Annotated in this window: 22 protein-coding genes and 1 tRNA gene; 11 read left to right on the top strand and 12 right to left on the bottom strand. The window is 59.7% G+C overall.

The window, feature by feature from the left end; all coding sequences use genetic code 11:
* Positions 1 to 166 precede the first annotated feature (166 nt).
* The 3 genes from N434_RS08400 to N434_RS08390 all read right to left on the bottom strand — a co-directional run bounded on the left by N434_RS08400 (position 167) and on the right by N434_RS08390 (position 2,709).
* Positions 167 to 694: an AAA family ATPase gene (locus N434_RS08400; protein ID WP_110757117.1), complete on the bottom strand. Its 528-nt coding sequence runs from the start codon at positions 692 to 694 to the stop codon at positions 167 to 169.
* A 214-nt stretch (positions 695 to 908) separates the two neighbouring features.
* Positions 909 to 2,387, bottom strand: coding sequence for a trigger factor (gene tig / locus N434_RS08395; protein ID WP_004433050.1), 1,479 nt, complete (start codon positions 2,385 to 2,387; stop codon positions 909 to 911).
* 239 nt (positions 2,388 to 2,626) lie between these two features.
* A tRNA-Leu gene (locus tag N434_RS08390) sits at positions 2,627 to 2,709 on the bottom strand.
* 662 nt (positions 2,710 to 3,371) lie between these two features.
* Here N434_RS08390 and N434_RS08380 point away from each other — a divergent pair.
* From N434_RS08380 to trmFO, 3 genes are all read left to right on the top strand, one after another.
* Positions 3,372 to 3,518: a DUF1127 domain-containing protein gene (locus N434_RS08380; RefSeq protein ID WP_004433052.1), complete on the top strand. Its 147-nt coding sequence runs from the start codon at positions 3,372 to 3,374 to the stop codon at positions 3,516 to 3,518.
* 480 nt (positions 3,519 to 3,998) lie between these two features.
* The gene (locus N434_RS08370) at positions 3,999 to 4,142 is read left to right on the top strand and encodes a DUF1127 domain-containing protein (RefSeq protein WP_003495735.1); all 144 of its coding nucleotides are present in this window, start codon (positions 3,999 to 4,001) and stop codon (positions 4,140 to 4,142) included.
* Positions 4,143 to 4,741: 599 nt separating this feature from the next.
* Complete coding sequence (trmFO, locus tag N434_RS08365) at positions 4,742 to 6,199, top strand: methylenetetrahydrofolate--tRNA-(uracil(54)-C(5))-methyltransferase (FADH(2)-oxidizing) TrmFO (protein WP_174031545.1); 1,458 nt, start codon at positions 4,742 to 4,744, stop codon at positions 6,197 to 6,199.
* Positions 6,200 to 6,245: 46 nt separating this feature from the next.
* Here trmFO and N434_RS08360 read toward each other — a convergent pair whose 3' ends face one another.
* Genes N434_RS08360 through N434_RS08350 form a run of 3 tightly spaced genes read right to left on the bottom strand, consistent with a single transcriptional unit; the run spans position 6,246 to position 8,462 of the window.
* The gene (locus N434_RS08360) at positions 6,246 to 6,824 is read right to left on the bottom strand and encodes a TadE/TadG family type IV pilus assembly protein (RefSeq protein ID WP_110757114.1); all 579 of its coding nucleotides are present in this window, start codon (positions 6,822 to 6,824) and stop codon (positions 6,246 to 6,248) included.
* Entirely contained in the window at positions 6,821 to 7,360 is a 540-nt protein-coding gene (locus N434_RS08355) for a TadE/TadG family type IV pilus assembly protein (protein ID WP_110757112.1), read from the bottom strand. Before N434_RS08355 ends, N434_RS08360 begins: the two co-directional genes overlap by 4 nt.
* On the bottom strand, positions 7,341 to 8,462 hold the full coding sequence (locus N434_RS08350) for a pilus assembly protein (protein ID WP_286172160.1): 1,122 nt from the start codon (positions 8,460 to 8,462) through the stop codon (positions 7,341 to 7,343). Before N434_RS08350 ends, N434_RS08355 begins: the two co-directional genes overlap by 20 nt.
* Before the next feature lie 639 nt (positions 8,463 to 9,101).
* Here N434_RS08350 and N434_RS08340 point away from each other — a divergent pair.
* From N434_RS08340 to N434_RS08320, 5 genes are all read left to right on the top strand, one after another.
* Entirely contained in the window at positions 9,102 to 10,229 is a 1,128-nt protein-coding gene (locus N434_RS08340; protein WP_110757107.1) for an S-(hydroxymethyl)glutathione dehydrogenase/class III alcohol dehydrogenase, read from the top strand.
* A gap of 283 nt (positions 10,230 to 10,512) precedes the next feature.
* A complete protein-coding gene (locus N434_RS08335) occupies positions 10,513 to 11,253 on the top strand; it encodes a hypothetical protein (protein ID WP_110757230.1) in 741 nt (246 codons plus the stop codon).
* Between the two features lie 104 nt (positions 11,254 to 11,357).
* Positions 11,358 to 11,621: an acyl carrier protein gene (locus N434_RS08330; RefSeq protein WP_020810249.1), complete on the top strand. Its 264-nt coding sequence runs from the start codon at positions 11,358 to 11,360 to the stop codon at positions 11,619 to 11,621.
* Positions 11,618 to 13,150 carry an AMP-binding protein gene (locus tag N434_RS08325; protein ID WP_110757105.1) on the top strand — a complete coding sequence of 511 codons (1,533 nt, stop codon included), beginning with the start codon at positions 11,618 to 11,620 and terminating at the stop codon, positions 13,148 to 13,150. The genes N434_RS08330 and N434_RS08325 overlap by 4 nt, the downstream gene beginning before the upstream one ends.
* Positions 13,134 to 14,411 carry a type III PLP-dependent enzyme gene (locus N434_RS08320; RefSeq protein ID WP_181423912.1) on the top strand — a complete coding sequence of 426 codons (1,278 nt, stop codon included), beginning with the start codon at positions 13,134 to 13,136 and terminating at the stop codon, positions 14,409 to 14,411. Before N434_RS08325 ends, N434_RS08320 begins: the two co-directional genes overlap by 17 nt.
* Here the strand turns inward: N434_RS08320 and N434_RS08315 are convergent, their stop codons facing one another.
* The 6 genes from N434_RS08315 to coaD all read right to left on the bottom strand — a co-directional run bounded on the left by N434_RS08315 (position 14,412) and on the right by coaD (position 19,855).
* Positions 14,412 to 15,569, bottom strand: a complete 1,158-nt coding sequence (locus N434_RS08315) for an aminodeoxychorismate synthase component I (protein ID WP_110757103.1) — start codon at positions 15,567 to 15,569, stop codon at positions 14,412 to 14,414.
* Between the two features lie 196 nt (positions 15,570 to 15,765).
* Positions 15,766 to 16,896, bottom strand: coding sequence for a tRNA guanosine(34) transglycosylase Tgt (gene tgt, locus N434_RS08310; protein WP_110757101.1), 1,131 nt, complete (start codon positions 16,894 to 16,896; stop codon positions 15,766 to 15,768).
* Positions 16,896 to 17,978, bottom strand: a complete 1,083-nt coding sequence (gene queA, locus N434_RS08305; protein WP_110757099.1) for a tRNA preQ1(34) S-adenosylmethionine ribosyltransferase-isomerase QueA — start codon at positions 17,976 to 17,978, stop codon at positions 16,896 to 16,898. Before queA ends, tgt begins: the two co-directional genes overlap by 1 nt.
* Positions 17,979 to 18,215: 237 nt before the next feature.
* On the bottom strand, positions 18,216 to 18,725 hold the full coding sequence (locus N434_RS08300) for a peptidylprolyl isomerase (RefSeq protein WP_065115822.1): 510 nt from the start codon (positions 18,723 to 18,725) through the stop codon (positions 18,216 to 18,218).
* Positions 18,726 to 18,761: 36 nt separating this feature from the next.
* A complete protein-coding gene (locus N434_RS08295; RefSeq protein WP_065115823.1) occupies positions 18,762 to 19,331 on the bottom strand; it encodes a peptidylprolyl isomerase in 570 nt (189 codons plus the stop codon).
* Between the two features lie 29 nt (positions 19,332 to 19,360).
* Positions 19,361 to 19,855: a pantetheine-phosphate adenylyltransferase gene (gene coaD / locus N434_RS08290; RefSeq protein ID WP_110757098.1), complete on the bottom strand. Its 495-nt coding sequence runs from the start codon at positions 19,853 to 19,855 to the stop codon at positions 19,361 to 19,363.
* Positions 19,856 to 20,292: 437 nt separating this feature from the next.
* Here coaD and N434_RS08280 point away from each other — a divergent pair, with 437 nt between their 5' ends.
* The 3 genes from N434_RS08280 to N434_RS08270 all read left to right on the top strand — a co-directional run bounded on the left by N434_RS08280 (position 20,293) and on the right by N434_RS08270 (position 22,810).
* Positions 20,293 to 20,472, top strand: coding sequence for a hypothetical protein (locus tag N434_RS08280; protein ID WP_003503030.1), 180 nt, complete (start codon positions 20,293 to 20,295; stop codon positions 20,470 to 20,472).
* Positions 20,473 to 20,512: 40 nt separating this feature from the next.
* Positions 20,513 to 20,647, top strand: coding sequence for a hypothetical protein (locus N434_RS26085; RefSeq protein ID WP_256387174.1), 135 nt, complete (start codon positions 20,513 to 20,515; stop codon positions 20,645 to 20,647).
* Between the two features lie 270 nt (positions 20,648 to 20,917).
* Positions 20,918 to 22,810 (top strand): peptidyl-prolyl cis-trans isomerase, encoded by a 1,893-nt coding sequence (locus N434_RS08270; RefSeq protein WP_077767593.1) that lies wholly within the window; start codon positions 20,918 to 20,920, stop codon positions 22,808 to 22,810.
* The last annotated feature ends 5 nt before the right edge of the window (positions 22,811 to 22,815 follow it).

The following is a 22,815-nucleotide window of genomic DNA, read 5'->3' as shown; positions in this document are numbered from 1 at the left end:
AGCAGCCCACAATGCCCGAACGACCGCATGCAGCGGCCGGGGCAAATCATGCTGCGCAGGGTGCCAGATGAACGGGAGATGAACAAGAGCAGATGCAGCAAAAAATCATGCTGCACTGCATTGTGATCGAAGCGAAGGCACAAAAGCCCCCACGCTGCTGGTTTCCTCAGGCCGGTCCAACGCAGCGGGCCAGAATATCATCGACCACCACTTCTAAAGACCTCGATGAATCAATGACCGTTGCATTGGTGGGAAGGTCTTCTTTCGTCGCATGGAGTTGCAGGACAAATTCGCGTTCGGCCGGTTTTCCGCCGAACTCGTCCTCCGGCCTCTCCGTCAACCGTCTTCGCAGGGTCGCGACATCGACATCCAGAACGAAGACCTGATCGAAGCGGTCTATAAAACGCTGAAAGTTCCTTGAACCACCGCAGAAGAACGTGATTGCGTGACGCCGATCCGTCACCAGCGCCTGAACTCTTTCGACATCCCAAATATGACGCCGGTGACGGTAGACCATATCTCCATCGCCCTGAAACAGGGAGAGATCGACCGGTTCGCCGGTTCCCGGGTCGCCCTTGTAGGCAAGTTCACGGTCACCGTGGATGACGTGATAGCCACGCCGCTGGAGTTCCGTTGCCACCGAGGTCTTACCCGTGCCGGAAACACCCTCGATCAAATAGTTTCTGACACCCATGGCACGACCCTTCGACCTTCCCAGGCATTGTGGCGATGGTGCCGATACCTTCCGATCCGGCGGCCACGCTCTCTGACGATAGCGATCCAGAATAACGCAACGATGTCAAAAGTCTGAAATCGGGCAAACAGCGCCGCCAGGAAACCAGACGCCCAAACAAAAAGGCCGCAGCTTTCGCCACGGCCCTTGTTCAATCAGCTTCCAGTGAAGAAGATTATTCGGCGTCGCCTTCGGCGGCCTTCTTCTTGGCCGGAGCCTTCTTCTTCGGAGCGGCTTCTTCGCCTTCAGCGGCGTCGTCAGCCTTGGCGGCAGCCTTTTTCTTGGCCGGGGCCTTCTTCTTGGTTTCCGTAGCTTCTTCGGCGTCGTCAGCCAGAAGCTCTTCCTTGGAAACGGTCTTGTCCGTTACCGAGATTTCGGAGAGCAGCTTGTCGATGACCTTTTCTTCGAAGATCGGAGCGCGCAGCGAAGCGGAAGCGCCGGGCGTGTTGCGGAAGAAATCGAGGATTTCCTTCTGCTGGCCCGGGAACTGCTGCAGCTGCTGGAACAGCGCGCGCTGCATTTCTTCTTCGGTCACTTCAACGCCGGCCTTTTCGCCGATTTCGGAGAGAACGAGGCCGAGACGGACGCGGCGTTCAGCAAGCTTGCGATATTCTTCGCGGGCTTCTTCTTCGGTCGTGTCTTCGTCAGCGAAGGTCTTGCCGGACTGGGCGAGATCGGTGTTGATCTGGCGCCAGATGTTGTCGAACTCGGCGTCGACCAGGCCAGCCGGCGTGTCGAACTTGTACATTTCGTCCAGCTGGTCGAGAATCTGACGCTTGACCTTCTGGCGGGTGATGTTGCCGTACTGGCTTTCGATCTGACCCTTGACGATTTCCTTCAGCTTTTCAGCCGATTCGAGACCGAGCTTGGTGGCCAGCTCGTCGTTGATTTCGACGGCAGCAGCGGCGGCGACTTCCTTGACGGTGATGTCGAAGTTGGCGTCCTTGCCGGCAAGGTTCGCAGCCGGGTAATCGGCCGGGAAGGTCACGGTGATGGTCTTTTCATCGCCAGCCTTGACGCCGACCAGCTGGTCTTCGAAGCCGGGGATGAAGCGGCCCGAACCGAGAACCAGTTCAGCGTCTTCAGCAGCGCCGCCGTCGAAGGCAACGCCGTCAACCTTGCCGAGATAGTTCATGGTGACGCGGTCGCCGTCAGCGGCCTTGCCCTTCTTGGTCTCGTAGGTGCGGGCGCTTTCGGCGATCTTGAGGATCTGCTCGTTGATTTCGTCTTCGGAGACTTCAACAACTTCGCGGGTAACCTTGATGCCGTCATTGGCCTTCAGTTCGATGGCCGGAATGATTTCGTAGGCAACGGTGAATTCGAAATCGGATTCGGCCGACAGGATCTTTTCGGCTTCCTGCTCGTCTTCGGTCATGGAGATGGCCGGCTGCGTCGCAGACTTCTCGCCGCGGCTGGAGAGGATTTCAGTCGGCTTTTCACGAACCAGCTCGTTGACGAGGTCGGCCATGATGGACTTGCCGTACATCTTCTTCAGGTGGCCCATCGGCACCTTGCCGGGACGGAAGCCGTTGATGCGAACCTTGTCCTTGGCGTCAACCAGGCGCTCGTCCAGACGGGCCTTCATGTCGGCGGCCGGAATAACGACCTTGAGTTCGCGCTTCAGCCCTTCAGCGAGCGTTTCGATAACCTGCATTTTCCTAACCTTCACATCATGGCGGCGGTGCTCAGACAGCCGTTGGTTTACTTTCGAGCACTGCGCCGGAAACATCGTTCCCCGGCCGTGGCTTCCCTTATTTCTTTACACAAGCGCCTGCCGGACACCATTGCGCCTGCACCGGAGAAAAGACCAATGGGGAGAAATAAACCCCGAAGCTCCCCGCATCTTATAAAGATGCACTCTGGCGCAAGCGTGGCGCAGCCATGCCTTGCTTGTGGTGCGGGTAGAGAGACTCGAACTCCCACGCCGAAGCGTTGGTACCTAAAACCAATGCGTCTACCAATTCCGCCATACCCGCACGTTGGGCGGCGGTATGTCACAATGTTCAGAAAGGGTCAAGCACGCCGTTTCCCTGCCTTTCGTTTCGCCCGGACTTTTCTTGGCTCCCGCTCGGGCGGCGAAAGACGGCGGCCCCTCTTTCGCTGTTTGGCAGGGAGCGCGAGGAGAAATGACACAAAGGTGAAAGCGGCGGCGATCCCGGACCGGAGACCGCCACGGCCGCGCTCGCGTCACCGCCTCACCCGGCCTGTCTGGCCTTCGCATCGGCGAGAAATACCGGCAGCCGGAGCCCGCGATATTTATGCGGCTACATTGACATTATATATAGCATGGCCTGCGGCCTGAAAAACCGGATTGCCGCCAGCCCTCCCCGTCCGATATGCCGGCTTCCGCCCTCTCCCCGCCACCATCACCCGGCCCCGCCGCACGGCTTCGCAATGCACAACCCGCCAGCGTCACCAAAAGCACATAAATTGGTCACAAATTATGCATGAAACGCCGCAATCAGGCTGATTTACCGGCTTGCCGTGCATTCCGCGCATAGGTGACATCTTGCTTTGTCTGTTTTTGTTTTGATTAAACCGATTATATTCATGGTCATACAGAGATCGAGTTCAGCCCCGGACCAAAGCCTCCCAAGACTGGCCGCAGAGACTGAACAGCACGAAGAGGAAGATGAACATGAACATTGCACGCTCGCTGACCAACTGGCGCAAGTATCGTCAGACCGTAACCGAACTCGGCCGCATGACCGACCGCGAACTGAGTGACCTCGGCATTGGCCGTCAGGACATCCGCCGCGTCGCCAAGACCGCCGTCGGCTTCTGATCATACGCCCCGCCGCTCCTTGCGGCGGATGCGAGACAACCTACCCAAAAAGGCCTGAGGCTCCCGCCTCCGGCCTTTTTTCGTTTTGGGCGGTTCTCCGGGTGGAAGCGGCACTGCCACAGCCGCCCGCAGGGTCGGCAGGTGAAAAATGCATCGATGGCCGACCATTTGCGCAGCGCCCGGATAGCGTCTGAGCCCCTCCCGATGCGCCGTTTCACGCCTGAAAGCCTCTTTAGCGCCACCAAAGGTCGCCAAACCTGTCAAAACCGCCTGAAACACAGGCATTTCCGCTCATATTTTGTCCAGATGATATTCAAAGCCGCAAATTTAGCCGACATAGTGCACAAATGCATGGCAGTAGCCTAAATTCTGCACTGCACAACATGGCTTAATGTCTATATATAAACCTCAACAGCCGAGAGCACAGGGAAACGCTGAGCCGGCAGACGAAATCAACAGAGATAGATTGAGGAAACGACCATGAACCCTATCCGCATTGCAAAGAACTGGATCTCCTACCGCCGCACGATCAACGAACTCGGCAGCCTCTCCAACCAGGCTCTGAGCGACATCGGTCTGACCCGTTACGACATCCGTAACGTAGCAGCCCGTTCGTTCCGCTAAGGCGTAAACGATCGTCCCGCTGCCCGACCTCCAGGGCGCGACGATCGAGCGACAGGTTTTAAGAAAACGGCGCCTCTGGCGCCGTTTTTGATTCTGGTGGAATCTACTGGAAATTCTCTCCAGTTGGCGATTGACAAACATCGGTCCGGCACACAGCGCATACGGCATCGTCCCCTTCTTGCCTGCTGCTGTTTCGCTACGCTCTTCTCCCGTCATGCCGGACTTGATCCGGCATCCAGTCACGGCGCGTCTGTGTCGTGGGAAGGACTCCTTTCAGCCCAAAAACTTGGGCTGGCTGGATTCCGGCTCGAGGCCGGAATGACGGAGGAGATGGCCTCTTGCGAAAAAACGCTGCCGACCATCACAGCGAATTACACATCGAAGACGGAAACGAGGTCGCTAACCGCATTCGGGCGACTTGTGGGCGTAAAGCCACATCCTCCCTCATATCCCTCGCCCACCCCACCCGCAAAAACATTTGGCTGCCCCGGCCATGCATGCTAGTGCATCCCGCAACAATGCCGCGTCCTCCGGGACCCGCGCGGAACAATCACTCAAGAGACAGCCGCCGGACGGGAGCCTTTGCCCCGCGGCCGCCCATGGACAGCAGCATGCAAGACAAGACCACTTCTCCCATTCACGTCGTGGGCGGCGGACTGGCCGGTTCGGAAGCCGCGTGGCAGATCGCGCAAAGCGGCGTGCCCGTCATCCTGCATGAAATGCGCGGCGTGCGCGGCACGGATGCGCATAAGGGCGATACGCTGGCGGAACTGGTCTGCTCCAACTCCTTCCGCTCCGACGACGCGACGGCCAATGCGGTCGGCGTCATCCACGCCGAAATGCGGCTTGCCGGCTCGCTGATCATGGCCTGCGCCGACAGGCACCAGGTGCCGGCCGGCGGTGCACTTGCCGTGGACCGCGACGGGTTTTCCGAGGCCGTAACGAAAGAGCTGGAAAGTCACCCGCTGGTGACGATCATCCGCGAAGAGGTGAACGGCCTGCCGCCGAAGGAATGGGGCAACTCGATCATCGCCACCGGCCCGCTGACCTCTCCGGATCTCGCCGCCGCCATCCAGGCCGAGACGGGTGAGGATGCGCTCGCCTTCTTTGACGCCATCGCCCCCATCGTGCACCGCGACAGCATCAATATGGATATCTGCTGGTACCAGTCGCGTTACGACAAGGTCGGCCCCGGCGGCACCGGCAAGGATTACATCAACTGCCCGCTGAACGAGGAACAATATAACGCCTTCATCGACGCGCTGATCGCCGGCGACACCGTGGGCTTCAAGGAATGGGAAGGCACGCCCTATTTCGACGGCTGCCTGCCGATCGAGATCATGGCCGAACGCGGCCGCGAGACGCTGCGCCACGGCCCGATGAAGCCGATGGGCCTGACCAACGCCCATAACCCCACCGTCAAGGCCTATGCCGTCGTCCAGCTGCGCCAGGACAATGCGCTTGGCACGCTCTACAACATGGTCGGTTTCCAGACCAAGCTGAAATACGGCGTGCAGGCGGATGTGTTCCGCATGATACCGGGTCTGGAAAATGCGGAGTTCGCGCGCCTCGGCGGCCTGCACCGCAACACCTATATCGATTCCCCCATCCTGCTCGACCATTCGCTGAAGCTGAAATCCCGGCCCGACCTGCGTTTCGCCGGCCAGATCACCGGCTGCGAAGGTTATGTGGAAAGCGCCTCCGTCGGCCTCCTCGCCGGCCGCTTCGCCGCCGCCGAACAGAAGGGCGAAGCCCCGAGCCTGCCGCCGGCCACCACCGCGCTCGGCTCGCTCCTCAACCACATCACCGGCGGCCACCTCTCTTCCGATGATGAGCCGGGCAAACGCTCCTTCCAGCCGATGAACATCAATTTCGGCCTGTTCCCGGAACTGGCGCCGGGCGCAATCGTCAAACCGGAAGGCGTCAAACGTTTTCGCGGCAAGGACAAGACGATCATGAAACGCCAGCTGATTGCGGCGCGGGCGTTGAGGGATTGTGCGCAGTGGCTGGGGACGGTCGAGACCGCTCCGATTTCCGGCACCGTTCGGGATCACTGAACGGCGAAACATCGGCCACGGAACACTCCGACCGTGGCCGCTGCCGTCAGCGAACGTTCCAGAAGGCCCAGTCCGACTTGCCCTTCTGATATTTGTAGTGCCGCGAGAAATACGGATTGACCGTCGCCACATATTCGAACTCGAAGGTGGTCGCGCTGAGGAACGAAAACAGGGGGCTGTATTTATACCGCCCCGAAATCACGATGACGGCCTCTTCCTCCTTGAAGTTCCCTGCCTTCAGCATCTTGTCCCAGACGACGTTTTCGGCCGAGCCGAAGAAATTATAGGGCGCGAACTCAGTGACGGCGACACCGCCCACCAGTTTGGCGCTCCGCAGGGTCAGGTCGAGCTTGTCGGGGTCGAGCGGCTGGCCGGCGTCGATGACGAAGGTTTTCACACCCGTCCTTACCCGCTCCTCAAATTCGGGGAAACGCGCAGACCAGCGGGCGGTATTGTCGACGACCGTGACAAAACGGTCGTAACTCAACCAGCCACGACCGGTCTCGATCATCACCGCCAGAAAGATGATCAGCATCGGCAACAGCAGGGAAAATTCCACCGCAGCCACGCCGGAACGCGACCGTATCATGGCGCCGAGGACAGATTTCAGCCGAAAGACCATCATTCCGTCACCCGAACGGCGGTGATCGCCAAAGATACGTTCTGCAATTGCGGCTGCTTGCCGCCACCGGGAATCAACAGACGCGTGGTGGGCAGAATGAATCGCCAGTTGAAACCGAGCGCCAGAAGATATTGCCCGGCGCTTCTGTCCGGCGTCTGAAACTTGTTCTCGACCGGGAATGTCAACGGCACGGCGGTGAAATCCGCATCCGGGATCGGGACGAGCGTGATCTTCATATCCTCGTCCGTCGTGCCAAGCAGGAAGTTCGAGGCGATGACTCGCCTGAATTCAGCTTCGGTAACCGTCGTCTGGCTTGCCGCCGCCTTGCGCAGAAATTCTCCCCCGGCATTGGCCGCCATTGCCAGATTGAGACTGAACAGCAGCGCCAGACCAACTTCGAAAATACCGAACACCAGCAGAAAATACACCGGCAGGAGCAGGCCGAACTCGACCGCCGTCGCCGCCCGGATGTCGGCAGCGTAGGAGCTGAACCGGATGCGGCAACGGCGAAGGAACAAATCACTTCGGTGCGTCGACATACTTCACCTCGAACGCCGTGATGATGCCACCGAGACTGTCGCTTTTTCCACCGGCGGCAATCGTCAGCTTGTAGACGGAGTAGGTATCGACCGTGATCGAATAGCTGCGGCGCTCCCAGTAGACCTTGCCCTTCTGGGCCATTTCAATGATCTTCTTTTCCGAACCCAGCTTCGGGCGCAGAACCTGCAGGAAGATATCGATGTCGTTGGTGCCGCCATAGGCATCGTTACGGCCATTGTACCAGACCGAAACCTCATATGTGCCGGGATGCAGTTCCACATATTTGAAGATCGAACTGTTGGCATCCCGTCTGCCTGTCCCTTGCCAGTCGCTGTCCAGTTCCACCACATATTTGGTCGGCGGTATCCGGGCGTTTTCGGCACTCCACTGGGGAGATTTTGCCGGGTCGTCCGGTTGCGGTGAACACGGATTGGCCGCCGGGGATTGTGACGCATCCTTGCCGGGTTCTTTATCCGTCGGGGAAGTGTCCTGCTGCGAAACGCTGGCGCAGGCAGACCCGGCATCCTTCTGCGGCTCCTCATAGCCCTGCCAGCCGAATTTCTTGCGACATTCGGCACTGCTCCAGTCCTGAAGCTCGATACCGGGGCCAGTGCCGCCGTCCCATCCAAGTTCCTCATAGCTGTAGACACCCCAGCAGCCGTTCTTGGTGTTGGGGCTTTTGCCGAATTTGAGAACCCGCTCCTTGCCATTCAGTATCTCGAACGTGTTGTTGACGATCACCTCGCCATCATGCGGATAGGGAGGAATGCCGTCGCAACGGTAAGTCAGCGCGTAATCCATCTGTTCGACATTGAACATGCTGCCCAGCACCGTCCTGTAAGTGAATTTCGCTTCGATATCGGTGGTCAGCCAGTCGATCTTCACTTCGCGGCTCACCACCTTCTGCTTGGTGGAGCCGATGAGCGCATCGAACGTATCGAGCACATTTTTGCGGCGCACTTCATCGAGAGGCACATTCGTGCGGGTCGGTTTCGTCGAGCGCTCGCAGGCCTGCGCGATCACCCGCTTTGACTGGCTGTAATAAGCCAGCGCCCGGCCGCCTTCGAAAAGCAGCCCGAAGGTGAAAAGAAAAACCGGCATCATCAATGCCGTGATAATCGCGAAATTTGCCCGCCGGTCCTGAAGAAGCGAGCGGAAATGGCGCGTCGACGCCTTCAATATTCTTTCAACATACAACATCTGCAACTATCGCTTTCGTCCAATCGCAACGGATCGTGCCGCCCCCTCCCCAGCCGGACACGCAAAGGCTGCCGCCGGGCAAGATGCCGGGCCGCAGAAAACAAATTCAGCAAAACCGCTGATGCCGCGATCATGGCGGCGTGACGCGAATGGCGTGGTTCAATCGCATTCGCGAGACAAAGATATTTCCCAAGCCGCCAATCAAAGGCAGCCCAATTCCATTCGTCATTCTATATGGCGAATTAAACACCAGATTCGTAAATTAAAGGTCACCCGAATACCAAAAACAGTAAGTAAAATCATGTAGTTAAATAAGGTATTCATAATTTATTATAGTCGAAATACTCGATGTAATGGACCGGCTGGATATTCGATGGCGAATATGATTTTCCCGCCATATCTTTTCCCGGCAAGAGCTGAAACGGCCACATTTTTTTGAGCGTCATGGACAGGCACCAGCCCCTTTGCCCCTTGTCCCTGCCGCCAAGCTCGGGCAAAACAGCCCTATCCAATCATGAGACAAACGCCAGGAGATCGAAAATGGACGTACGCGCCGCTGTTGCCATTCAGGCAGGAAAACCGCTTGAGGTCATGACCGTTCAACTTGAAGGTCCGCGCGCCGGCGAAGTGCTTGTTGAGGTCAAGGCGACCGGCATCTGCCACACGGATGATTTCACCCTGTCGGGTGCCGATCCTGAAGGTCTGTTCCCGGCGATCCTCGGCCATGAAGGTGCTGGCGTCGTGGTTGATGTCGGCCCCGGCGTCACCTCGGTCAAGAAGGGCGACCATGTCATTCCGCTCTATACGCCGGAATGCCGCGAGTGCTACTCCTGCACGTCGCGCAAGACCAATCTCTGCACCTCCATCCGCGCCACCCAGGGCCAGGGCGTGATGCCTGACGGTACCTCGCGCTTCTCCATCGGCAAGGACAAGATCCACCACTATATGGGCTGCTCGACCTTCTCGAACTACACGGTCCTGCCGGAAATCGCACTGGCCAAGATCAATCCCGACGCGCCCTTCGACAAGGTCTGCTACATCGGTTGCGGCGTGACAACAGGTATCGGCGCGGTCATCAACACCGCCAAGGTCGAGATTGGCTCAACGGCCATCGTCTTCGGTCTCGGCGGCATCGGCCTCAACGTGCTGCAGGGCCTGCGCCTTGCCGGCGCCGACATGATCATCGGCGTCGACATCAACCCCGACCGCAAGGCCTGGGGCGAGAAGTTCGGCATGACCCACTTCGTCAACCCGAAGGAAGTCGGCGAGGATATCGTGCCCTATCTCGTCAACATGACGAAGCGCAACGGCGACCTGATCGGCGGCGCTGATTATACCTTCGACTGCACCGGCAACACGAAGGTCATGCGCCAGGCGCTGGAAGCCTCGCATCGCGGCTGGGGCAAGTCGGTCATCATCGGCGTTGCCGGTGCCGGCCAGGAAATCTCCACGCGCCCCTTCCAGCTCGTCACCGGCCGCAACTGGATGGGCACGGCCTTCGGCGGCGCGCGCGGCCGCACGGATGTGCCGAAGATCGTCGACTGGTACATGGAAGGCAAGATCCAGATCGATCCGATGATCACCCACACCATGCCGCTCGAAGACATCAACAAGGGCTTCGAGCTGATGCACAAGGGTGAGAGCATCCGCGGCGTGGTCGTTTATTGATCGACAACAGATGAAGGGCAGCGCCTTTTGCGCCTGCCCTTCATGCAAATGTGATCGCGCCGGCCGCCCTGCATCCGGCGCGATTAACGGGACGGTAAATCTATCGTCGTAAGCCGATATTACGCGGCGAAGTTGAAAAATCTCTTTCCCCGGCCAAATCATGCCAGACAGCGGAGAGTGACCCCTGAAAATCGTACCGATCGACAACGGAAACCGCGCCGCCGCTGTTACCCTTTTGGCGAAAGGTTTCCCCGAAAAAAGCGAGGCCTTCTGGTCGCGCGGGCTGGCGCTCATCAATGAACACCACCAGCGCCGGGAACTCGGCGCAATCGGGCAATTGCTGCTGAAGGGCGAGGATGCGGAAGGTGTCCTGCTGACGATCCGCAACCGCCTGCCGGATAGCGGCAGGATCGTCGTCAATCTGTCCAGCTGGTATGTCGAACCCTCCTGCCGGTGGTTTGCGCCGCGCATGTTGCAGATGGCCTCCGCCGCCGAGGAGGAACTGTTCACCGACCTCACTCCCTCTCCCGAAGCCTGCAGGCTGAATGAGCGGCTGGGTTTCCACACGGTGACGGATTGCACGCTGTTTTATCCCCTGCCGCTCACCGCACCCCGTCCGGCAGGCGCGCGGCTCAGCCCGCTTGCCGCCATGCCTGCGGATACCCTGCCGGATGCAATGCGCGACATGCTTGAAGATCATGCGCGGCTGGGCTGCATCGTCGCCGTTATGCAGGCGGATGGCCGTCAGCATCCGCTGGTGTTTCTAAAGACCACAACCAGAAAGCTGCCCTCCGCCCGCCTGATCTATTGCGAGGACCGGGAGATCGCCCAGAGGCACATATCCGCGATCGCCCGCCATCTTCTTGGCCAGGGCAGGCTCGCCCTCACCATGGCCGCACTGGAGGGTGAACGAAACGCCGGCGGATTTGCCGCACATAAATCAGCGCCGATACAAGTAAAAGGCGTATGGAACCCACGATTTATTAACGAAACATACTCAGAGTTGGTGTTATTGCCACCCTAGGTATTTTAGTGGTGCCTGCACGACCTGACGGAATCTTGACCTTTACAAAAAAAAGCGCCTTTCCGGGCAGGTTTATGGGAAACACGGGAAATCGGAGAACAAGCATGCTTGCGGCGAAAAAGAGCGAAATCGACGTTGCTGATACCATCTATTCCTATCTCTCCAACCGTTTCCCCGCCTATGCGCCCTTTTCCGCCGACACGCTGCTTCTCGAAGGCGGCGTGATCGATTCGCTTGGCTTTCTGGAGCTGATGATCTTTCTCGGCGAGGGTTTCGGCATCATTCTCGATGACGAGCATTTCACGCCGGAAAATCTCGGCACGCCCGCAGACCTCATCGCCTTCGTCCTCAGGGAACGGAGGAGATGACACCCCATTTCCTGCTGCACCATCTTCTTGCCGCGCGCGCGGCAAGCGACGATCAGGCCCTCGTTCATAAAGAACAATCGCTGAGTTATCGCGAATTCGCCGCAGCGGCGGCGCGATGCGCGGCGGCCCTGCAGCAGGCCGGCGCGGAACGCGGCGACCGCGTCGTCATCTATCTGCCACGCGGCATTGAGGAATGCTGGTCGATCTTCGGTGTCAGCATGGCGTCCGGTGTTTTCGTTCCGGTCAATGCGCTGCTGAAATCGCAGCAGATCCGCCATATCGTCGCGGATAGCGGCGCGAAAATCGTCATCAGCAACAGGGCAATGCAGGCGGAACTGGATGCTGCGCTGCAAGGGCTGACCGATGTGACCCTGTTGCTGGCGGAAGATATCGAAGGCCACACAAGCCTGCCTGCCCGCCCTTCGGCGGCAATCGGCGAAGACCTCGCCGCCATCCTCTATACATCGGGCTCCACCGGCTCGCCCAAGGGCGTGATGCTGTCGCACCGCAATCTTCTGGCCGGCGCGCGCATCGTGCGCACCTATCTGGAGATCACGGCCAGAGACCGCATTCTTTCCCTCCTGCCCTTCAGCTTCGATTATGGCCTGAACCAGCTGCTGACGGCGGTGGAACAGGGCGCGACCACGATCATCTCCACCTTCCGGCTGGGCGACGATATCGTCCGCGATCTGCGCGACCATGCCGTGACAGGTCTCGCCGGCGTGCCGACCGTCTGGGCAATCCTGACCAGAGCGGCCCCGTCGCTCGCAAAGACGCCACTGCCGCATCTGCGCTACATCACCAATTCCGGCGGGCGTGTGCCGCAGGAAACCGTAAAAGCGCTGCGCGAAAAGCTGCCGGACACCAAAATCTACCTGATGTATGGTCTGACCGAGGCTTTCCGCTCCACCTTCCTGCCACCGGAAGAAATCGACAGCCGCCCGACCTCCATCGGCAAGGCTATCCCGGAATGCGAGATCTTCATCGTCACCGACAAGGGACAGCGGGCAAGACCGGGCGAGCCCGGCATTCTCGTCCACCGCGGCCCGACCGTATCGCTCGGCTACTGGAACCGGCCGGAAGACACGGCAAAAGTGCTGCGCCCTCATCCTTTCATTCCAGCGGCGCTGGGCGGCGAAACCGTCTGTTATTCCGGCGATCTGGCCGTGGAGGACGAGGACGGTTTCTTCAGCTTCGTTGCCCGCAACGATGCGATGATCAAATCGTCAGGCTATCGCATCAGCCCGACCGAGGTGGAGGAAAGCCTGATGTCGACAGGGCTGTTCCAGCAGGTCGCCGTCATCGGTCTGCCGGACCCCTTTGCCGGTGAAAGGGTACATGCGGTGGCAACCGCCGCCAATGAAAATATCGACGTTTCGGCAGCCCTTAAGAAAGCCGCCGAAATGCTCGCTCCCTTCATGATCCCGCGCGCCATCGAACTGGTCGACCGGCTGCCGGTCACCGCCAATGGCAAGGTGGATTACCGCGCGCTGGTGCGCGAACGGACGGACAATGTCGCCCACGGATAAAACCCAGAGCCACGGCCCGGCCCTTGCGGCTGCGCAATTTGCGGTCACTGACAATGATCTCGTCATCGGCGGGCTTGCGGTGCGCGATATCGTCGCCCAAACCGGAACGCCGTGCTTCCTCTATGATGCAAGCGCCATGCGCCGCGCCTATCGGAGCCTTGAAACGGCGCTCTCGGGCTTTGCCGATATCTATTATTCGGTAAAGGCCAATCCCCTGCCCGCCATTATCTCGCTCTTCCGGCAGCAGGGCGCGGGCGCGGAAATCGCCTCCGTCGGCGAATATCGCGCCGCCATCAAGGCCGGCGTCGCACCTGCGAACATCATCTTCGCCGGCCCCGGCAAGGGCATGGCCGAATTGCGCGAGGTGATCGAGGGCGGCATCGGCGAAATCCATATTGAAAGCGCCGAGGAAATCGCCCGCATCGAAGAGATCGGCAAACCGGTCAAAGCCTCGATCCGCATCAACCCCGTGCCGGATGCGCAGGCCGGCGCCATGCGCATGGGCGGCAAGGCCACCGCTTTCGGTTTCGACGAGGAAGAGCTGGAAAACGTCCTGCCGCTCTTCAAGGGTGCCAGACATATCGATCTCGTCGGCGTGCACATCTATGGCGGCACGCAGATCCTCGACGCCGACATGCTTGTCTCCCAATGGCGACACGCCATTTCCCTTGCCGCACGCATGGCGCAAATGCTGGGCAGATCGCTTGAAACCATCGATCTCGGCGGTGGCCTCGGCATCCCCTATTTCGCCGGGGAAACGCCGCTTGATCTTGCAACGGTCAGCGCCGCCATTCCCGATCTCAAGACGCTTGTGAAAGCGCATCCGCTGATAACCGACGCCCATATCATCGTCGAACCCGGCCGCTTCCTCGCCGGCCCCGGCGGCATCTATGTGGCGGAAGTAAATTCGGTAAAAAACTCGCGCGGCACCACCTTCGTGGTGACGGATGGCGGCATGCACCACCATCTGGCGGCCTCGGGCAATCTCGGCCAGATCGTCAAGCGCAACTACCCCATCGTCGCGCCCGCCAAGATGCAGGCAGACTACGACGAGACCGCAACCATCGTCGGCCCGCTCTGCACACCGCTCGACACATTGGCCCGCAATGCGGCTCTGCCGAAACTGAAGGCCGGTGATCTGCTCGCCATCCTGCAATCGGGCGCCTATGGCGCCAGCGCCAGCCCTGCGGGTTTTCTCAGCCATGCGGCGGCGAAGGAAGTGCTGGTGGAGGATGGTGTGTTTGAGGCGATCGGACGCTGATCACACCCGCAGCAACCTGTCCCCCACCGCGAATTTCGATTTCAGCAGACACTCGTCATATTCGGCTTCCGCGACGGAATCGAAGACGATGCCGCCCCCGACATTAAAGACGGCACGGCCATCATCGAACAGGCTGAGTGTGCGGATCGCTACTGAGAACCGCATATCACCGTCAGGGGATATAAAGCCGATCGCGCCGCAATAGGCGTCGCGTGGGCCAGCTTCCAGCTCGCGCAGAATTTTCATCGCCCACATTTTCGGTGCGCCGGTGACGGAGCCGCAGGGAAACAGCGCGGCGAAGATGTTTTCCACCGTCACCTCAGGCAGAAGCTTCGCCCTGATATGGCTGACCATCTGGTGCACCGTGGGATAGGTCTCGATATCGAACAGCCGCGGCACATGAAGGCTGCCAACCTCGGTGATACGGGAAATATCGTTACGCAGCAGATCGACGATCATGCGGTTTTCGGCCAGCGTCTTTTCATCCGCCAGCATCGCCGCGATAATCGCCCGGTCCTCCTCCGCATCCGCCCCGCGCGGTGTGGTTCCCTTCATCGGATGGGTTTCGATGAAACCTTCGCCATCGACCGAAAAAAACAGTTCCGGCGAGCGCGACAGGATCACCGGGCCGCCAAGATCGACCAGCGCGCCGTATTTCACCGGCTGCCGCTCGATCAGCGACCAGAAGGCGGTGAGCGGATCGCCACTCCAGCGGGCGGTGACGGGCATGGTCAGATTGCCCTGGTAACAGTCGCCGCGACGCAGATGGTCGTGCAGTCGCGCAAAGCGCTGCTGGTATTCTTGGAGCGTCCAGGCCGGCACGGGATCGGAAAGAAACGCATCCGCATCCGGCAGCGCATCGGGACGCGCAAACCGCCCCGCATCCGCCTGCGGACCGGAAAAGACGCCAAAGGTCAGAAACGGCACGTTGCGAGGCTCGGCGGCAAAAGGCGCAAGCTTTGGTTCGAACAGGAAACCCGCCTCGTAGGACATATAGCCGGCAAGATATTTACCGGCCCGGCGCAGTTCTTCCATGCGCTTGAGCGCGGCGAAAAACGCCTCAGGCTCATCCGCGACGATGATTTCCTCCGGCTCGGCGAAGGCTGTCACCGTGCCGGTCGTGTCATCCCGGAAAAGAACGTAAGGCGCATGTGCCAAGGAAAAAATCCGTAGAAGGTAAATCTGGAGACTTCAGGGCGTCGGAAAGAAACCTCTCCATCGTCATCCTCGGTCATCGGATCAAGTCCGAGGATGTCCCGAGGATCTACCGCCCGTTGACTTTAGTTGCCTCGGCAGATCCTCGGCACAGGGCCGAGGATGACGTCGAGTGTGGAAGAAAGGCTCGCCATCTCCATTAAACCGGGTCTATGTCGCCCCGCGCCCACATCTCTATGGTTTCCGCATAAAAATCGGCGAAACGGCCTTCCTCGATAGACTTGCGGATACCCTGCATCAGCTCCTGATAATAGGCAAGATTGTGCCAGGAGAGCAGCATGCCCCCCAGCGCCTCGTTGGAGCGGGTGAGATGGTGCAGATAGGCGCGGGAATAATCGCGCGAGGCCGGGCAGTTGGACTGCTCGTCGAGCGGGCGCATATCTTCGGCATGGCGGGCGTTGCGGATATTGACCCTGCCGCGACGGGTAAAGGCAAGCCCGTGACGGCCGGAGCGGGTCGGCATCACGCAGTCGAACATGTCGATACCACGCGCCACCGATTTCAGGATATCGTCAGGCGTGCCGACGCCCATCAGGTAACGCGGCTTTTCGATGGGTAACACCGGAAGAGTGATATCGAGCATGCCGAGCATCACATCCTGCGGTTCGCCGACGGCAAGACCGCCGACGGCGTAGCCCTTCAGATCAAGCTGCTTCAGCCCTTCGGCGGAACGAATGCGCAGATCCGGCTGGTCGCCGCCCTGCACGATGCCGAACATGGCCTTGCCGGGCTGCTCGCCGAAGGCGACGCGGCAGCGTTCCGCCCAGCGCAGCGACATTTCCATGGCGCGCTCGATTTCCTTGCGCTCGGCCGGCAGCGCAATGCACTCGTCGAGCTGCATCTGGATGTCCGAATCGAGCATGCCCTGAATTTCGATCGAGCGTTCCGGCGACATGTGGTGCAGCGAACCGTCCACATGGCTCTTGAAGGTCACGCCCTGCTCGTCCAGCTTGCGCAGGCCAGAAAGCGACATCACCTGAAAACCGCCGCTATCGGTGAGGATCGGATGCGGCCAGCGAATCAGCTCATGCAGACCGCCAAGACGCGCAACACGTTCCGGGCCGGGCCGCAGCATCAGGTGATAGGTATTGCCGAGAATGATATCGGCCCCCAGCTCGCGCACCTGATCGAGATACATGGCCTTGACGGTGCCAACAGTGCCAACCGGCATGAAGGCGGGCGTGCGGATGACGCCGCGCGGCATGGCGACTTCGCCGAGGCGCGCGCCGCCACTCGTGGCTTTCAGGGTGAAGGTGAATTTGTCGTGCATCAGTTTTTCCGGAACAACAGGCTGGAATCGCCATAGGAATAGAAACGGTATCCGGTTTCGATGGCACGCTTATAAGCGTCACGCATCGTTTCGAGACCGCAGAAAGCCGAAACCAGCATGAACAGCGTGGATTTCGGCAGGTGGAAATTGGTCATGAGCATATCAACCACCCGGAAACGGTAACCAGGCGTGATGAAGATGCCGGTGGCATCGGACCATGGGTGGATAACACCATTCTCGTCGGCCGCACTTTCGATAAGCCGCAGCGAAGTGGTGCCGACGCAGATAATACGCCCGCCGCGCGCCTTCACCGCATTGAGCTGTGTGGCCGTTTCCTGCGAAACATGGCCGATCTCGAAATGCATCTTGTGATCGTCGGTATCGTCGGACTTCACCGGAAGGAAAGTGCCTGCCCCAACGTGAAGCGTCACGAAATGCCGCTCGATGCCGGCCTTGTCCAGTGCTTCGAACAGATCGGGGGTAAAATGCAGCCCGGCGGTGGGGGCGGCAACCGCACCCTTCTCGCGGGCATAAATGGTCTGGTAGTCGGTCTGGTCCTGCGCATCTTCCGGCCGTTTGGCGGCGATATAAGGCGGCAAAGGAATATGGCCGACCGAGGCAATCGCCTCGTCCAGAACAGGGCCGGAAACGTCGAACAACAGCGTTATCTCGCCATCCTCGCCCTTTTCCTCGACGGTGGCCTCCAGATGGGCAAGGCCGCAGGCATTGTCGCGCTCATAACCGAACCGGATGCGGTCGCCTTCCTTGATGCGCTTGCCGGGGCGGGCGAAAGCCTTCCAGCGCGACTGGTCGGCACGCATGTGCAGCGTGGCCGAAACCGACGTCTCCGGCGCACCTTCGCGCAGGCGCACGCCTTCCAGCTGGGCCGGAATGACGCGGGTATCGTTGAAAACAAGCGCATCGCCGGGCTGCAGGAAAGACGGCAGGTTAAAGACGTGATGGTCTTCCATGCGGTTTTCATTCGGATCGACCACCAGCAGGCGCGCAGTGTCGCGCGGGTTCGCCGGGCGAAGGGCGATATTATCCTCGGGCAGATCGAAATCGAACAGGTCTACACGCATTGCAGGGGCTCTCGAAAATATCAAAACCCGCCTCGCAGCAAACTGCCGGCGGGTCGTTGTTGGTGAAGGGGCTTCCTCCCCTCCACGTCATCCTCGGGCTTGACCCGAGGACCCATGACGCTGGCGGGAATGGATCCTCGGGTCAAGCCCGAGGATGACGTCGAGTGCGAGGAACACTCCATCAGCAAAACATCCGCCCGCCCTGCAGTTCAGCAAGGCGGGAGAAACTCTTTAACCTCAAGCCGCCGAAGCAAGTTTCATGGAAACGATCGAATCGGGGTCCTTCACCGGCTCGCCGCGCTTGACCTTGTCGATGGCTTCCATGCCTTCGATGACCTGGCCCCAGACGGTGTACTGCTTGTTCAGCCAGGGCGAATCGGTGAAGCAGATGAAGAACTGCGAGTTGGCGGAGTTCGGGCTCTGCGAACGGGCCATGGAGCAGGTGCCGCGCACGTGCGGAATGGCGGAAAATTCAGCCTTCAGGTCTTCCTTTTCAGAGCCGCCCATGCCGGCGCGTGCCGGGTTGAAGCTTTCCGAACCCTTCTTGCCGAACTTCACGTCGCCCGTCTGGGCCATGAAGTCTTCGATGACGCGGTGGAACACGACGCCATCATAAGCGCCTTCCGATACCAGTTCCTTGATGCGGGCAACGTGGCCCGGAGCAACTTCCGGAAGCAGCTGGATCACGACCTTGCCGGTCGTCGTTTCCATGATGATGGTGTTTTCCGGATCCTTGATCTCGGCCATGACTATTCTCCTCTGTTCGGGCTCTATTGCCCTACCTTACTTCTTGCCGACGGTGACCTTGATCATCCGGTCGGGGTTGGAAACTTCGCCGTTGCTGCCCTGCCCGCGCTTGATCTTGTCCACGGCTTCCATGCCGGACACGACCTTGCCGACCACGGTATACTGGCCGTTCAGGAACGGGCCATCGGCAAACATGATGAAGAACTGCGAATTGGCGGAATTCGGATCCTGCGAGCGGGCCATGCCGACCACACCGCGCGTGAACGGCGTCTTGGAGAACTCAGCCGGAATATCCGGCAGGTCAGAACCGCCGGTGCCGGCGCGCTGGGCGTTGAAGCTCTTTTCCATGTTGCCATACTGCACGTCGCCGGTCTGCGCCATGAAACCGTCGATGACGCGGTGGAAGGCGACATTGTCATAAGCGCCCTTCTTGGCCAGCGCCTCGATCTGCGCCACGTGCTTGGGCGCGACTTCCGGCATCAGTTCGATGACGACGGGACCGTCCTTCAGCTGCACGGTCAAGAGTTCGGCGGCGGAAGCAATGGTGCTGGCGGCAAGCGCGCCTGCAAACATGGCGCCGGCAAAGGCAAATCGAACGAGTTTCATCGGATTGGCTCCAGAATGTGGGGCTGAAGTCAGCGCTTCAGCTTGGCGTTGAGGGCTTCAAGCACGGCTTTCGGCACGAAGGCATCGACATTGCCGCCCATGGCGGCGATCTGCCGGACCAATGTGGCTGTAATGGGTCGCGACGATGTTCCGGCGGGCAGGAACACTGTCTGGATATCGGGCGCCATCTGGCGGTTCATGCCGGCCATCTGCATTTCATAATCGAGATCGGTGCCGTCGCGCAGGCCGCGCAGCAGGAGGCGCGCGCCGTGCTTTCGGGCGGCATCCACGACCAGATTGTCGAAGGAAACGACTTCCATGCGCGCCGCCTCATCGGGCAGCTGCTCGGCAAGCGCCTGCTTTATCAGCGCCGCCCGCTCATCGAAACTGAACAGCGGCGCTTTTCCGGGATGAATGCCGACGGCGACGATGACTTTCGACGCCACGTTCAGCGCCTGGATAAGCACATCCAGATGTCCGTTGGTCATCGGATCGAATGATCCTGGATAAAAGGCAATCGTCATATCGCTCTCAGATGGTGGGCACGCTTCGATGCTGGGTACCATGTGCCCGCCTTTTGTCATGGAGAGCCACGCGGCGCAAGACTTTATAACCGCGCAGCCCAACCGGGGCTGGCGCGTGAACCCGCGATGAATGGGCCGTTCAGTGCGGTTTCAGAGCTATTTTGTTTAAATGCACAGCATCGGGAAACCGAAACGCCCCTCACCCGTTAAACATCCGGAGAATTGAAAATGCTGGCCTTCATGATCGTCCTTTCGATCATCGCTTCATTCGCAGCCGAGTATCTTTTTCTCGAATGACGACCTCAGCCAGTTTCCTGAACGCCAGATGAACGAGCCATTCAAGGAAGTTTCACAGGCGCGATGCTAATCGATTTTTACGGTTGACGCGGAACATGTCGAGACATGGCGCGTTAAGAAAGAACCAAAGGAACGGACATATGTTTGTAAGAGAAAAACAGTCTACTTCGGCGAAAATCAGCGTCATCAGCACCGCCTGGACAGTACTGGTTATCGCAATGGTAGCAACGACGTTTAGCCTTTATGAGCAGAAGCCTGAAACCCAGGGACCGGACTATCCGCAGCTGACCGCCCGTTACCAGTATATGAATTATTACTGATAACGGGGAGAATTTCCTCGAAACTCCCGGAGACGATATCATGTTCACATTTCTGACGATGCTTCTGGCCCTGATCAGCGTAATGTTCGTGACGTCAATGATCTCCGTCGTCGCCGAGATGCGGCGGGAAGACGAGGAATTCAAGGCGATGATCCGGCGCGACCGCGCCTTCTGAGCGCGTCAGACCGGCCTGACAGCCGATTCAGGAACGATTCTTCACAACCGCCTGGCCGCTCCGGGCGGTTTTATTTTGCGCCTCATGAAGGCAATGCGGCGAAGATGAAGGCGAAAAAACGCCGCTCCAATCACATAACCGTTTTCAAAACCCCGTTTTTCCAAGGCAAATTCCCTTCAATTTCCGTTTGGATTGATTTAAGGAACGCCGATACGTTGCGGGCCGGACAGCCGGCGACCGCGATGACGTTCCTGTGAGGTTTGCATAACGATGCTCGATTCCCTGAGAAATGCTTCTCGAACCATGGCAGCCAAGCTGCTGCTTCTCCTGCTTGTTGTTTCGTTCGGCGTCTGGGGCGTCTCCGCATCGCTTGTCACCGCCAATTCCCACGCCGTCATGACGGTGGGCGACCAGACGGTCAGCCCGGAGGAATTCCGCCTCGCTTATCAGCGCCAGATTTCCGATCTCAGCCGCCAGTTCGGCACAAGGCTGACGACCGAACAGGCCAAGGCCTTCGGCATCGACCGTCAGGTCTTCAGCCAGCTTGCGGCGGGTGCAGCGCTTGATGAGCTGGCTTCCAGGATGAATCTCGGCCTTTCGGAAGACCGCCTTGCCAACCTGATCGCCGAGGACCCGGCCTTCAAGTCGGTCAACGGCCAGTTCGACCGCAACCTGTTCAGCGAACGCCTGCGCAATTCCGGTTTCCGCGAGGACGACTATATCAAGGAACGCAGCAAGGTTGCCGTCAGAAGCCAGATCGTCGAAGCCGTGTCGGATGGTTTTACCGCACCGCAGGTGCTGGTGGACGCGCTGAAACAGTATCGCAACGAACAGCGCGCGGTCGATTACGTCATTCTCTCCAATGCCGTCATCCCGCCGGTCAAGGCGCCGGGCGACGACGTGCTCACGCCCTGGTTCGAGACCAACAAGACGAAATATCGCGCACCGGAATTCCGCAAGTTCACCTATGTGAAGCTCGAGCCTTCCGACATTGCCGAGCCGGCCTCGGTAACCGACGCGCAGATTGCCGACTATTATGAAAGCCACAAGGACAGCTTCCGCACCGCCGGCCGCCGGACGGTTGAACAGCTGACCTTTACGGACAAGGAAATGGCCGCCGCCGCCGCCGAACAGATTCGTCTCGGCAACACCACCTATGATCAGGTGGTGAAGGACCAGGGCAAGACCGCCGCCGACGTGACGCTCGGTGAATTCACCAAGGATACGATCCCCGACCAGTCGATTGCCGATGCCGCCTTTGCCATCCAGAAGGATGGCGGCGTCTCGCCGGTGGTCGAAGGTTCCTTCGGCCCGGTCATCCTGCGCGTCACGGGCATCAAGCCGGAAACCACCCGCACGCTGGACGAAGCGAAGGAAGACATCCGCAAGGATCTCGCCACCGCCGCCGCCGCGGAAGAAATCACCAATGTGCACGACCGTTATGAAGATCTGCGTGCCGGCGGCTCCTCGCTTGCCGATGCGGCACAGCAGCTGAACCTGAAACCCGTCACCATTGCCGCCATCGATGCCGCCGGCCTTGATGAAAAGGGTGATGCAATCGAGGGCCTGCCCTCACCGCAGCTGGCGCAGGAAGTCTTCAAGACCGAACCCGGCACCGAAGCCCTGCCGATCAATCTCGGCCGCGAAGGCTACATCTGGTTCGATGTCGACCAGATCATCGCCGCCCGCGACCGCACGCTTGCCGAAGTCCGCGACGATGTCGTGGCCGACTGGACGGCGGAGCAGCAGCGCACCGCGCTTGCCGCCAAGGCCGATGAGCTGAAGGCCCGCGTTGAAAAGGGCGAGACGCTTGAGGCCGTGGCCGGCGAACTGAGCCTTGCCGTCGAGCAGAAATCCGGCCTGCGCCGCACCAGCGAGGACGCGATTTTCGGCCGCCAGACGATTGCCGCCGTCTTCTCCGGCGCTGAAGGCGTGGTTGGCACGGCGGCGGACGCCGAAGGTTCCAGCCGCATTCTCTTCAAGGTCACCGCGGTCGACACCAACGCTCCGGCCGATGCGCTTGCCAATGACGACCAGCAGTTCAACGCCATCGCCCGCGCGGCCGGCGACGATATGCTGGACCAGATGGTCAACCGCCTGCAGAATGACTATGGTGTGACCATCAACCAGGCCCTCGCCGATCAGGCGATGGTCGGCTTCTGACCGGG

The sequence above is a fragment of the Rhizobium sp. UGM030330-04 genome (assembly GCF_003208455.1).
Classification (GTDB): domain Bacteria; phylum Pseudomonadota; class Alphaproteobacteria; order Rhizobiales; family Rhizobiaceae; genus Agrobacterium; species Agrobacterium rhizogenes_A.
The sequence above is the reverse complement of the archived record's forward strand: the minus strand, read 5'-3'. Positions and strand labels throughout refer to the sequence as shown.